Raw genomic sequence first — 12,755 nt, forward strand, 5'->3', positions numbered from 1 at the left:
GGCCATGCGGCGGGCGGTCAATTTTCTGCGGGGGAGCGTGGAGGTGGAGGCCTCCGGGCCCTTCCCCGAGCGGTTTCTCAACCTCTGCGCCCAGCGGGGGGTGGTATTCTGGGGGGTGACCTGGCTGGAGAGCGGCGCGGTGCGCATCCAGGTCCCCCGGCACGAGAGGCGGGGGCTGGAGGAGCTGGCCGACCGGGCCGGGTGCGTCCTCACCGAGGTGGAGCGCGCCGGAGTCCCCGCCTTTCTCGCCCGGTTCCGGCGGCGGTACAGCCTGTGGGTGGGCCTCACCCTGTCGGTGCTGGCGGTGCTCTTCCTCTCCCACTTCGTGTTGGTGGTGGACGTCCAGGGCAATGACCGGGTCCCCACCGCCCAGATTTTGGCCACTCTCCGGCGGCTGGGGGTCCATCCGGGCACCTTCAGCCCCACCATCGACGTGGACAATGTGGAGCAGGAGGTCCTGCTGGAGCTGGAGGAGCTGAGCTGGATCGCCATCAACCGCTCGGGGGTGCGCACCGAGGTGCTGGTGCGGGAGCGGGTGCAGCCCCCCGAGGTGGTGGACGAGGACGAGCTGGGGGACGTGGTCGCCCAGCGGGACGGGGTCATCACCAGGCTGGAGGTCCTCTCCGGCGAGAGCGACCGGAAAGTGGGCGACCCGGTGGCCAAGGGGGATGTGCTGATCCGGGGGGATGTGCGGCTGGAGGGGCCGGTCTACGGCGACGGGGGCGACGTGGGCTGGCAGCAGGTGCGGGCCCAGGGGAAGATCGAGGCCCGGACCTGGCGCACCCTGGAGGCGGCCATCCCCCTGGAGGCCGCCGTGAAGCAGGAGACCGGCGACCCGGAGCGGCATTTTTTCATTGAGTGGATGGGCCGCCGATCCGACCTCTTTTCCTGGGGGAGCGCCCAGGGCACCGGGCTGGAGAAATCCGCCCGGCTCTGGAGCCCGAAGCTCCCCGACGGGCTGGCCCTGCCGGTGGTGCTGGGCATGGAGGTCCTTCAGGGCTATGAGACCATCTCCCAGCCAGTGGACCTGGGCGCGGCGGAGGATCTCCTCCGGGCGCAGCTGGAGGAATCCCTCCGGGAACAGGTGGGCGAGGGAGAGATCCACGACATGAGCTGCACCGCCGTGGTGCAAAACGGCCTCCTCACCGTCACATTGAAGGCGGAATGCGTGGAAGAAATCGGACTTTTTGTGCCGAAAAGCGGCGACGGTACATAAGTTTTCCACACCCCGGGCACACTGGGTGCATCCCACTTGTTCGGGAGGCGAATCCCTATGAACCAAAAGCGCCTGGGCCGCCAGACGGTGGCTCTGGAGCGCCCGCCGGCCCTCATCGGCTGGGCGGCCGTGGCCGGGCAGAAGGAGCGGAAGGGGCCCCTGGGCGCCCTCTTCTCCGCCACCAGTGAGGACGACACCTTCGGCGAGAGCAGCTGGGAGAAGGCCGAGAGCGCCATGCAGCGCCTGGCCCTCTCTACCGCCCTGGACCGGGCGGGACTGGCCGGGTCGGCGCTGGACTATGTGCTGGCCGGGGACCTTTTGAATCAGTGCATCAGCTCCACTTTCGCCCTGCGGGGCCGGGAGGTGCCCTTTTTCGGGCTGTACGGGGCCTGCTCCACCATGGCGGAGTCTCTGTCCCTGGCTGCCCTCCTGCTGGACGGGGGATTCGGGCGGTACGCCGCCGCCCTCACCTCCTCCCACTTCTGCTCTGCCGAGCGGCAGTACCGCACTCCCCTGGAGTACGGCGGCCAGCGCACCCCCACCGCCCAGTGGACGGTGACCGGCTCGGGGGCGGTCATTCTGGACGCCCAGGGGACCGGCCCCCGGGTCACCCATGTGACCACCGGGAAGATCGTGGACAAGGGCATCCGGGACCCCGCCAACATGGGAGCCGCCATGGCCCCCGCCGCCTACGACACCATCCGGGCCCACTTCAGCGAGACCGGCCGGAAGCCCTCGGACTACGACCTCATCGCCACCGGCGACCTGGGGGAGCTGGGCAAGGAGATCGTGGCCGACTTCTTCCACCGGGATGGGGTGGAGCTCCCCAATCTCACCGACTGCGGGCTCCTCATCTACGACATGGAGCAGCAGGACGTCCACTGCGGCGGCTCCGGGTGCGGCTGCTCGGCGGCGGTGCTCTCCGCCCTCTTCCTCCCCGGCATGATGGAGGGCCGGTGGAAGCGCATCCTCTTCTGCGGCACCGGGGCCCTCCTCTCCCCCACCTCCACCCAGCAGGGGGAGACCATCCCCGGCATCTGCCATGCCGTGGCCCTGGAGGCCCCGGCCGCCACAAAGGAGGATTAGAATGGAAGCCGTACTTCCCTATGTGAAAGCCTTTCTCTTCGGGGGCGGTCTGTGCCTCATCGGCCAGCTTCTCATCGACAAGACCGGCCTTACCCCCGCCCGCATCCTGGTGACCTATGTGGTCTCCGGGGTGGTGCTGGGGGGCCTTGGCATCTACCAGTACGCCGTGGACTTCGCCGGAGCGGGGGCCACGGTGCCTCTGGTGGGCTTCGGGTATCTGCTGGCCCAGGGGGTCAAGGAGGCCGTAGCGGAGAAGGGGCTCTTCGGGGTCCTCACCGGCGGGCTCACCGCCTCCTCCGCCGGGGTCACCGCCGCGGTGGTGTTCGGCCTGGTCGCTGCCCTGATCGCAAAGCCCCGCCCCAAGCCCTGACCGTTCCCTTGTACCAGTGAAACTCCAGTCCTTTTATCTGAGCTGCAAGACCAATAAAATGGCAGGGAGCCGAATTTCATTCGGCTCCCTGCCATTTTGTTCATTAATTGTTAGACTGCTTCAAAGGCGTCAATTCAGCGCATTGTCGCTGCTCTGGGGATTGAGAATGGTGATCCGGCCCTCCAGCACTGGCGCGATGCTCCCCTGCTCCTTGATGTACTCGCTCACCACGGTGCGGTAGTAGTCATTGGTGCGGTAGACCAGCTTACAGCCGGGCAGCTCCTGAACCGCAGTCTCTCCGTTATGGCCGTCGCTGTTCTCCGGATTCAGCACGTTGAACATCGTGTACCCATCGCCGCCGCCGCACATAAAGTCGTTGCAGGCCAGGGTGTACCAGCCGTCCATATCCAGCGGGGTGCCGTCGGCCAGCGTGACCGAAACGATACGCTCACCGGCAGGCTTGGAGCCGTCAAAGGTGTACTTGATGCCCGAAACCTGGGGGAACTGGCCATAAGTCTCCGGGTAACCGCTGACGCCGTTCTCCAGCGCGTCCCACACGGTCTGTCCGGTGACCTCCACGAGGGTGACCTTGTTGTCAAACGGCAGCATGGCAAAGATGTCGCCCACCGTCACATCGCCGGCCGTCAGACCGGCCCGGATACCGCCGCCGTTCTGGATCGCGATGTCCGCGTCACAGTAGTCCCGCAGCGCGTCGGCAGCCAGATTGCCAAGGGGGCTCTCCTGCGTCCGCACCAGGGGGCTGGACCAGGCGATGTCCGAAGCACACTGGCCGATCACTTCATCCATCTGGGCATCCAGCTCGGCCTGATAGTCCTCAATGATGTCATTCACGGCCTCCACCTCGGGGACATCCGAGGAGAGGATGATCTGATTGAAGGTGTATCCCAGCACTTCGCCGTCCTTCACGTTCAGGTTGGTCTGGTTGACACAGGTGCCCACACCGCCGGGATTGACCACCACCGTATCCTCAATGTTCAGAGGACGGCCAAAGGTGTCGTTGCCGCCACCGATCTCCATGTCGATGCCGTCGATCTTGGTCGGCACGTCGTTGTTCGCTCCGTGGAGGTGAGCCAGCAGGATCACAACGTCAGCCTCGGCGTCGGCCTGGGCCACGACCTCCTGCCCCACTTCCCACTGGTCGTGGAACTCAATGTCCTGCGTGTTGGAGAAGTGAGTCGTGGCCTTGCTGCCGTCATCCGTCAGACCCACAATGGCGACCTTCAGCCCGTCCACTTCCTTGATGATGTAGGGCTCAAACTGCTCGGGGTAGGTGCCGTCCTTCCAGTAGGTATTGGCAGAGAGCATCGCATACTCGGCCCGGTCCGCCAGGGAGAGCAGGTTGTCAAAGGCATAGTCAAAGTCATGATTGCCCAGCACGGTGGCGTCATAGCCCTGGGCGTTCATCACATCCACGCTGGACTTGCCCAGCGAGATATTGGCCAGGTCAGTGTTGTACGGGGAATCACCGCCGTCCAGAATGAGGGTGTTGGGGTTGCACCGCTCGGCCTCCTGGAACAGCCAGGCCGCCCGGGCGGAGCCGCCCACCTCGATCGCGGAACCGGAGGGCGTGTAGGGGGTCATATGGCCGTGAATGTCCGAGGTGGACATGGTGGTGATGATGGTCAGGTCCTTGGTGGCCGTATCCAGCACCAGCGCCGCCTCACCGCGCGTGATCACCGTGTCGTCCAGGGTCAGCTCCTCGGGCAGCAGGCCGTCCTCCTGTCCCTGGGCCAAAAAGTCGATCTCCTTGTCTGCGCCGTATACGGCCTTCATCACAGCCAGGGCAAACTGGCTGCGGCTCATCGTCAAGTCGCCCTGAAACGCACCGTCGATCGGCTCCATCAGGCGGGCCTCCAGAACCGTGTTGGCGATCGTCTCAGCCCAGGTACCCACGGCATCCGGCGCGGCGGGGATCAGCACTGCGTCCAGGGTCGCGACGGTGGTCGCGGTCGAGTAGAACTCCTTGCTCACGGGCTCGCTCTGCGAGCCATCCTCATTGGTCACGGCAGGGGCTTCCATGGAAAAGACCGGGACCAGGCAGAATGCCTCATAGAGCAGGGACGCCGCGGCAGCGCGGGTAAGAGGCTCTTCGGGATGATAGTAGCCGGTACCATCGCCTTGGATGATGCCGCGCTGTGCAAGGGTCTGGGATGCTTTCCGCATAAAGCCCCGACACATCCGACAGCTCCGCGGCAGCAGCCGGTGCCGCCAGAGGAGCCGTCACTGCCAGAGCCAGTGTCAGCGGTAGGATACGAGCACGGAATAAACGCATGATAAATCTCCCTTTCTTTTTCAGCCGGTCTCAGCAAAATCACCAGCATGGCGTGCAAATGACACACGATTCCTCTTATACCAAATCGCAGAGGGAAGCACAAGCATCGATGGGTAAAGTCTCTGTAAAGCTGCACGGATCTTCTGAAAAAGTCCACACACCGCAGCTTGTATGTGCATTGCAGGCGCTGGCTTGATGTTTGCAGGGACCTTTGTGTGATGATCCTCCTGGTATCATACTCGGGCTCTCATTCCAATCGCAGCGGTCGGTCTTGCTTTCGACAGGATACCTCCTCTCATCGGGTCGATTCAGGTCCGTTTCCATTCCCCATCTGGGGTTGAGTTGCTTTATTATATCATACTCTTGTAAGCCGCCTCAATCGGTTTCTTTCCGAAAACGAAACAAATCTCTCGTTTCTGGTCCACAACGCCGGATCGGTATTCGTGATCCTCTGCTCTGCTTAAAAGAAAATGCGCGGCAGTCCGTTCGGACTGCCGCGCGTTCTTTATTCCCGGGTCACTTCCCCAGCCAGACAGCGCTGGAAATACCAGCGCACCTCCGCCGGGTCCTCGGTCTGCCCCAGGGCCCACATGAGCTTGGTCACCGCCGCCTCGGTGGTCATATCCCGGCCCTGGATGACGCCCTGCTCCAGAGCCCGGCGGCCCACCTCGTAGACCGCAAAGTCGCTGGGCTCGTAGAGGCACTGGCTGCACACCACCACCGACACACCGGCCTCCGCCGCCTTCTGGAGCTTGGCCACCAGATCCCGCCGAACGAAGTGGAGCCCGCCCGCGCCGAAGGCCTCGATAACGATGCCCCGGTAGTGCATGTTGAGCAGCATGTCGAAGATCTCCGGGTCCACGCCGGGGGTGAGCTTCATCAGGAACACCCGGGGGGACAGGGCGTCCCGCAGCACACAGGGCTCCTCGCTGCGGCCGGGGAGGGCGTTGTAGGCCAGATTGAGGCCGCTGCCCGACACCTGGGCCACATAGGGCCAGTTGACGCTCTCAAAGGTGTCGAAGCCGGTGGTGCGGGTCTTGACCGCCCGGGTACCCAGGATCACCTTCCGGTTGAAGGCCACGAAGACGCCCCCCACCCCGCTGGCCGCCATGGCCAGGGCCAGACGCAGGTTCTCCTGGCCATCGGACAAGGGGTGCTCGATGGGCAGCTGGGACCCGGTGAGCACCACCGGAATGGCGATACCCCGCACCATGAAGGACAAAATGGCGGCGGTATAGGCCATGGTGTCAGTACCGTGGGTTATCACGATGCCGTCATAATCCTCTCTGGAATCAAAAACATGGCGGGCGATGACCTGCCACTCCTCCGGCTGGATGTTGGAGCTGTCCATCCGCAGGATGTCCTTCACCGTCACGTCGTACTGCTCCAGCACATGGCCGCCGATCATAGCCGCCAGCGCCGCCCCGTCCAGCCCGGGGGCCAGCCCCTCCTCGGTGGGCTGGGAGGCGATGGTGCCTCCGGTCGCCAGCAGCAGGATATGTTTTCCCATGGTCCTCCACTCCTCAGCTCTTCTGCATGTTTTCTTCTATGGTAGCAAGAACCGCTTCCTCTGTAAAGTCCAAATTGCCCATGAGCCGCAGCACGGTGTTCCCCTGCCGCAGGATGAGATACTGGCCCCGCTCGCACTGGAGAAGGACCGCCTCCTCCGCGCCGGACACGGACACGGGCAGGGCGGTGCTCTCGCCGTTGCCGCAGAAGATCTTGCGGGTGCTGTCCCGGCTCTCCTGGTCCCGCAGCTCCCGGAACACCTGCCGGGCCAGCCAGGGCCAGCGGCTGTCGAATCGCTCCGAGTAGAGGACCCCGCTGGGTCCGGTGCTCTGGATGAGGCTCGCGGACTTCAGAATGTCTCCGCCTTCTAGCCACAGGGTATCGTCCGAGGCGTTCCGGTATCCCAGGTCGGCGGCGGTGATCACCCCCAGCTCCTCCGCCTGGTCCACCGGTGCCCGGAACCGGGTGGAGTCGGAAAAGGAAAAGGGCACATACAGGACCGCCAGGCAAACGATCATCACAAGGCCCGTCAGCTCCACATATCCCCTCAGCCGCGCTCGTCCCAGCCGTGGGCGTGGGAAGGGTTCTCCCCGCTCCTCGGCCCGGCAGATCCTCCGGCTATATCGCCAGGCATAGAACACCATGGACAGATGCCACAGGAGCTCCAGCGCAATCAGTGCCAGCACGGCCAGGACCATCGGTTCAAGGGCCAGCTCGAACCAGTAGATCGCGCCGGAGTTGGACCAAACACTCAGCCAGGTCAGGAACACCACAAGCAGGGTCGTGCGCATGGCCCCGCTGAGCTCCGGACGGGTAATGCAGGCGCGGAACTGCTTCTCCTCCAGGTCCAGGTCGGTCTGGAGGGGGATGGTGTCCCGCCCCGGGACCGAGCGGTAGACCCGCTTGGCCCCCGCCTTCCCCACCAGCTCCCAGCCCGCGTCGGCACAGAGCTGCCGGTAAGCCTCCTCTTCCTCCTCATCCCGCCGGATCGGAGCCAGATCCACCGCGTAGGTCACTTCCGGGTGGATCCGGGGCACGAACACCGCCAGCAGCCCCAGCCGGAGCCGCTCCAGCTCCCAGCCCCGGTCCGCTTTCCGGTTCAGCCAGTCCTCCATGGCCTTGTAGTCGGCGTCCAGAAAATAGGTGAGCGCATAGCGTTTTTTCATGTCAGCTCATCTCCAGTCGCTCCAGAATGGTTTGCAGCTGTTCCGGTTCCGTGAGGTCGGGGCTGTCGCCCCCCAGGCACTGCACCCCCACCAGGGCCACTGTTCGCCCCTCCCGCAGGAGGAGGAAGGAGCCCTCCCGGGCGCTCCAGCCCCCGTCGGTCCCCAGACGTGCCGGCCGGAAGTTCATAATACCGCAGCCCCTGTAATTGATCCGTGCGGTATCCCCCAGCAAACCGTGGGTCACCACCTTTGCGTACCACTCAGTCAGACAGGTATACCGCTCGCACCAGACCACATCCACGCCGTTCTCGGTCTCCACCTCTTCCATGTATTTCTCGCCCTGGACCAGAGGAGAAAAGACCGGATCGTCGGACAGATAGCCCACCTTTGTGTCGTCCAGGCCCACGTCCTCAGCCATCACCAGGGGATGCTCGCGGTACTCCGGACGGCGCTCGGCGATATCAAAGCCGCTGTACCCCACCACCAGGGAGGCGAAAGACTCCACCACGCAGAAGAGCAGGTAGAGCCGCACCATCAGGCCACCCAGGCGCTGCACATGGCCCAGGAGTCGTGCGGAAACGGGATGGGAGGCGGGCACCGGCATATCCTCCTCCACCGCCTTCTTCCAGCGCCGCCAGTGCAAGATCCCGGCGGGAATGGCCCACAGCAGGCCCAGGAAGCAGAACACCGTACCTAAGATCCAGCAGAGAAAGGAGGTGCTGCACAGCAGGGGCGTCAGCGCGGCCAGGTACTCCCGATAGCGAAACCCCATCAGCCACACCGCCGCCGCGATGGCCAGCAGCACCAGCAGCCACAGCAGGCTCCCGAAAATGGCCGGGCGGATGGCCCGCCTCCAGTAGAGCTTATCCTCCATGTTCCGGTCGGTCTGCAAGGGCACCGGATTGGCCACCGCCCGGGAGGCAAAGACCGACATGCTCCGCACCTGGGCCACATAGTCCCACCCGGCCTGGGAGCAGAGCTGGAAATAGCCGTCCTCCTGGGTGGGCTCCCACTTGCCGTGGAGGTCGATGCAGTAGCGCAGGTCCTCACGGTCCGTGCTGGAGAACAGGGCGATGGTGGACAGCCACACCCGCTCCAGAGCCCAGCCCTTGGCGGCCTGCCGGTTCAGCCACGCCTCGGCGGCCTTGTAGTCCATATTTTCGTAGGGAAAGAGCCGTATCTTCCACTTCATATCTCATCGCTCCTTTCGCAGCACCCGCTCCATATCCGCCGCCTGCCGGCGGATGCGCTCGTATTCCGTTTGAAGGACCCGGTCCCCCTCTTCGGTGATCTGGTAGTATTTCCGTTTCTCCTCCACCCGGGTGTGGGCGATGAGGCCGTCCTTCTCGAACCGCTCCAGCAGGGCGTACAAGGTGCCCGCCCCCACGTTCACCCGCCCGTCGGTGAGCTGGGCGATATCCTGCATGATGCCGTAGCCGTGGCGCTCCTGCCGCAGGGAGAGGAGGACATAGAACATCTGCTCCGTGAGTGTATCCAGTTTTTTGCGGGCCATGTCCTCACCTCCGGTATATCGAATATTGATATATCTCCTCGCCCTCATAGTATATCAATATTCGATATATGTCAAGAGCAAAAAACAGCGCACCAAATGGTACGCTGTTTTTCCGATATTATAGAAAAAGCGGAACTGTGTGGGAGATCTCCACCTGCTCCGGGGTCACGGTGCACCCCTCCACCAGGATCTCCACCCCGGCGTCCCGGGCTTCTCGCAGGGCCGCCCCGAAGGCCGGGTGGGTGCGCTCGTTGGGGGAAAAGCCCTTCATCCCCGCCATCTGCACCACGAAGCACACCGCCGCCTCATAGCCCGCCGCGCGGCAGGCGATGAGCTCCCGCAGGTGCTTCACGCCCCGCTCTGTGGGGGCGTCCGGGAAAAGAGCGAGGCCCTCCTCCTCCAGGGTGACCCCCTTCACCTCCACAAAGCCGCGCGTTCCAAGTGAATCCTCCCAGTAGAAATCAAAGCGGGAATTCCCCCACGTTGTCTCCGGGCGCAGCAAGGTGAGGTTTTCGCGGAACTTTCCGGCCCTGGCCCACTCGGCAAAGAGATGGTTGGGTGCCTGGGCGTCCATGTTGATGAGCAGGCTCCCCTTCTCCACCGCGATGAGGTCGTATTTCGTCTTGCGCTTGGGGTTGTCGCTCCCCTCCACGTAGACCGTGGCGCCGGGCACCAGCAGTTCCCGGCAGCGGCCGGTGTTTTTGACATGGACGGTCTCGGTCCGGCCGTCCAGCTCCACCTGGGCGATAAAGCGGTTGGGCCGGGCGAGAAAATGCCCTTTTCTGACCTGTTGGTATTGCAACTTCGGGTTCCCTCCTGTATCCTATTATTCGACGAAGAAACCCGAAATCAAGGAGGTCCCTCCATGCACATTCCATCCGGCAGCACCAGCGCGCTGGAGCTGCTTTCGTTTTCGGACGCCCTGGACCAGGCGCTCCGGCCCAGCCCGGACTATGACGTGTCCCAGTGGCTCTATGTGCCCAACACCTACCAGGACTACCGGTACATCCTGGGCACCCGCGGGGAGCATCCCCTCATCTGCGTGGGCATCAATCCCTCCACCGCCGCGCCGGGCGACCTGGACAACACCCTGAAATCGGTGGAGCGTGTGGCCCTCCACAATGGCTTTGACAGCTTTATTATGTTCAATGTGTACGCCCAGCGGGCCACCGACCCGGACGACATGGAGGAGATCTGCAATCCCATCCTGCACCGGGAGAATATGGAGGCCTTCCGGTACATCCTCTCCCTGGACCGGCAGCAGCGGCCCGCTATCTGGGCGGCCTGGGGGACCATCATCGAGAAGCGGCCCTATCTGCCCGACTGTGTCCGGGACATGATCGCCCTGGGCGAGGAGCACCACGCCCAGTGGTTCACCGCCGGCAAGCGTTCCAAGAAGGGCCACCCCCACCATCCGCTCTATCTCCGCAAGGACAGCCTTCTGGAGCCCTTCGACGTTTCTGCTTACCTACTTTCTTTCTCCCCTACTTTCTTTCGAGAAAGAAAGTAGGCAAAGAAAGCTTCCATCCATAAAACTGATAGTCGATGCGTCCAATGGACCATGTTCTTGGGGAAAAACGCAGGCAAAGAAAGCTTCCATCGACACCCCAAATTTAACGGGTCATATCCTCAAAATAGTCCGCCGACAGGAAGGTCACATGGTGCTTGAGAGCCGTGCGGAAAGAATCACCCACACCGCTGCCGTAGACCAGATAGTTTACGGTGGCGGTGACATTTTTGCCCACTTTTCCGCCGAACTTCTGAACTAGCTCCTGGACCTCCTCCACGGTATAGCCCTCCAGCTCGCCCTTGACCACGAATTTCTTACCCTTGAAACGGCTATCGAAGGTCTCCGGCACGAAGCGCCGCACGGGCGGACGCACCACCACCGATTCCTCCACCTGCCGGATCAGCGCCTTCAGCTCGTCCCCATGCTGCTGCGCATAGTCCATCGCAAAATGATCGACATCAAAGTTCTCTTCGGTGATAGACTCCAACTCTTCACCCAGAGGGTTGTGTTCCTCCAGATACTCCGCCAGAGCCTGACTCATCAGGGACTGGACCGGCTCGTCCAATTCCTCTAACTCCTCTTCGGTCAACGCACTGTAAAGGAAGGAGGCCAGAAGGTCAGCCCCACCCTCAGAGGAGCCAAAGTCAAACGAGTAGGTTCCGCACCAGGTAAACTGAGCCAGAAGGTTCAGACCATCGCTGGAGATGAGAAAATGCCAGGCGGAGTGGTCACCATAGCTCCAGGCCAGGTTCGGGCCGCTGTACTCATCCAGATCGAGATGGAGGAGCAGTTTCTTTTCCCGCATGGTCCGGCAGAGCTCGGAGTAGGAGGCCCTGTGGGCGGCAAAATAGGGGGCCAATACCGTATTCAGGCCCTGTACCAGATCGCCGAAGTCCCGCTTGCCGCCCAGGAGGAACCGATACCCCTCCTCTGTCTGCAGGATGCCGCTGCACTCTTCACCGGGCATGGGCGTGGCCGCCATAGCCGCCAAAAAGTCCGGGTCCAGCAGGGCCTGTTCCACCGTGGCGCGCTCCGCCTCGCCCCAGTCGCCCAGCAGGGTGATCGTGCCCTCAGCCTTGGCGGCGGGGGGCTTTTCCTTCGGGTGACGCCAGCCATAGGGGATCCAGTCCTCGTCCGGGAGCGGGTCCATCCGTTCATCCAGGCCAGAGAACTTGTCCAGTCTCAGGTTGCTGCTCCCGGCCGGAGAGTAGAGGATATTTCCAATACAGCCTTCGCCGTATTCGATGTCCACATAGATGGCATAGAGCGCGATATTCAGCTCCGGTATGGCCTGGTCCAGTTCATCCAGGCAGACTTTTAACGCCGGATAGTCACATCTGGCCTCCGCGGCCGACACAACGAAAAAGGGCCGCTCCCGGTCCGTCTCCAGGCTCTCCCGGGCAAGGCTGGAGAGCTGTCCAGCTCTGAAACTCAGATCCTCTTCATCCTCCTCGTCCAGGGCTTCGTCGTCATAATCCTCGTCGTCGTCGAGATCAACGTCCTCATCTTCCTGTTCAGAATAGGAGCCAATCAGTTTTACTGCGATTTTCTTCATGACCTCCGGGATGCGCGCAAATTCCTCCCGGCTGCCCATAATGGCTGCGGTATACTGCATCTCATACTCAACACTCACAGGTCAGACCTCCTTGTAATCGTGTGGAAACAGCTTTGCTGCTTTCACTATATCCCAGATTGGTCTGTGTTTCAAGTATGCGCGCTGCATAGTATCCGGACAAAACAAAAGCGGACAGATTTCTCTGTCCGCTTCGTGTCGGCATTACCTATTTTCCCGGTCCGTCTCCAGACAAGTATCTTCGGCGCAGGTGAGCTTAACTTCCGTGTTCGGGATGGGAACGGGTGGACCCTCACCGCAATCAACACCGACTTACTTTTCTTTGAAAAGAAAAGTAAGCAAAAGAAACTTTCATCAACTTTCTTTTCCTTACCGTTCTTTTCAACGATAAGTCCTATTCAATTAAAAAGTGGTGACCCGTACCGGATTCGAACCGATGTTAACGGCGTGAGAGGCCGCTGTCTTAACCACTTGACCAACGGGCCATTTGGTGCGCCTTCAGGGATTCGAACCCGGGAC

At 62.5% G+C, this 12,755-nt stretch carries 11 protein-coding genes, 1 tRNA gene and 1 rRNA gene; 4 read left to right on the forward strand and 9 right to left on the reverse strand.

Translation table 11 applies throughout. From position 1 onward, the window contains the following. Window positions 1-4: 4 nt before the first annotated feature. From B5G43_RS15295 to spoVAE, 3 genes are read left to right on the forward strand one after another with little or no spacing between them, the layout of a single operon-like run. Window positions 5-1,216 carry a sporulation protein YqfD gene (locus B5G43_RS15295; protein WP_087262884.1) on the forward strand — a complete coding sequence of 404 codons (1,212 nt, stop codon included), beginning with the start codon at window positions 5-7 and terminating at the stop codon, window positions 1,214-1,216. Between the two features lie 57 nt (window positions 1,217-1,273). After that, window positions 1,274-2,302 carry a stage V sporulation protein AD gene (gene spoVAD / locus B5G43_RS15300; RefSeq protein WP_087262886.1) on the forward strand — a complete coding sequence of 343 codons (1,029 nt, stop codon included), beginning with the start codon at window positions 1,274-1,276 and terminating at the stop codon, window positions 2,300-2,302. Window position 2,303: 1 nt separating this feature from the next. Continuing rightward, on the forward strand, window positions 2,304-2,672 hold the full coding sequence (gene spoVAE, locus B5G43_RS15305; RefSeq protein WP_087262888.1) for a stage V sporulation protein AE: 369 nt from the start codon (window positions 2,304-2,306) through the stop codon (window positions 2,670-2,672). Between the two features lie 129 nt (window positions 2,673-2,801). On the opposite strand, the gene B5G43_RS15310 is transcribed toward spoVAE, so the two are convergent. The 6 genes from B5G43_RS15310 to sfsA form a co-directional block, all read right to left on the reverse strand. Next, complete coding sequence (locus B5G43_RS15310) at window positions 2,802-4,856, reverse strand: 5'-nucleotidase C-terminal domain-containing protein (RefSeq protein WP_158097447.1); 2,055 nt, start codon at window positions 4,854-4,856, stop codon at window positions 2,802-2,804. A gap of 614 nt (window positions 4,857-5,470) precedes the next feature. Further along, on the reverse strand, window positions 5,471-6,475 hold the full coding sequence (locus B5G43_RS15315) for an asparaginase (protein ID WP_087262891.1): 1,005 nt from the start codon (window positions 6,473-6,475) through the stop codon (window positions 5,471-5,473). Between the two features lie 13 nt (window positions 6,476-6,488). Next, window positions 6,489-7,640 (reverse strand): DUF2812 domain-containing protein, encoded by a 1,152-nt coding sequence (locus B5G43_RS15320; protein WP_087262893.1) that lies wholly within the window; start codon window positions 7,638-7,640, stop codon window positions 6,489-6,491. A 1-nt stretch (window position 7,641) separates the two neighbouring features. Further along, window positions 7,642-8,832, reverse strand: coding sequence for a DUF2812 domain-containing protein (locus tag B5G43_RS15325; protein ID WP_087262895.1), 1,191 nt, complete (start codon window positions 8,830-8,832; stop codon window positions 7,642-7,644). A 3-nt stretch (window positions 8,833-8,835) separates the two neighbouring features. Then, window positions 8,836-9,153, reverse strand: coding sequence for a helix-turn-helix transcriptional regulator (locus B5G43_RS15330; protein WP_087262897.1), 318 nt, complete (start codon window positions 9,151-9,153; stop codon window positions 8,836-8,838). A 118-nt stretch (window positions 9,154-9,271) separates the two neighbouring features. Beyond that, window positions 9,272-9,955 carry a DNA/RNA nuclease SfsA gene (gene sfsA / locus B5G43_RS15335; RefSeq protein WP_087262898.1) on the reverse strand — a complete coding sequence of 228 codons (684 nt, stop codon included), beginning with the start codon at window positions 9,953-9,955 and terminating at the stop codon, window positions 9,272-9,274. A 63-nt stretch (window positions 9,956-10,018) separates the two neighbouring features. Between sfsA and B5G43_RS15340 the strand changes: the two genes are divergently transcribed. Beyond that, entirely contained in the window at window positions 10,019-10,663 is a 645-nt protein-coding gene (locus B5G43_RS15340) for a DUF1643 domain-containing protein (protein WP_087262900.1), read from the forward strand. Between the two features lie 103 nt (window positions 10,664-10,766). Here the strand turns inward: B5G43_RS15340 and B5G43_RS15345 are convergent, their stop codons facing one another. From B5G43_RS15345 to B5G43_RS15355, 3 genes are all read right to left on the reverse strand, one after another. Then, entirely contained in the window at window positions 10,767-12,296 is a 1,530-nt protein-coding gene (locus B5G43_RS15345) for a BRCT domain-containing protein (RefSeq protein WP_087377423.1), read from the reverse strand. A gap of 136 nt (window positions 12,297-12,432) precedes the next feature. Further along, window positions 12,433-12,548 (reverse strand): 5S ribosomal RNA (gene rrf / locus B5G43_RS15350). A gap of 98 nt (window positions 12,549-12,646) precedes the next feature. Further along, window positions 12,647-12,721 (reverse strand) — tRNA-Glu (locus tag B5G43_RS15355). Window positions 12,722-12,755: the final 34 nt, after the last annotated feature.

The sequence above is a fragment of the Flavonifractor sp. An92 genome (genome assembly GCF_002159175.1).
GTDB lineage: Bacteria > Bacillota > Clostridia > Oscillospirales > Oscillospiraceae > Pseudoflavonifractor_A.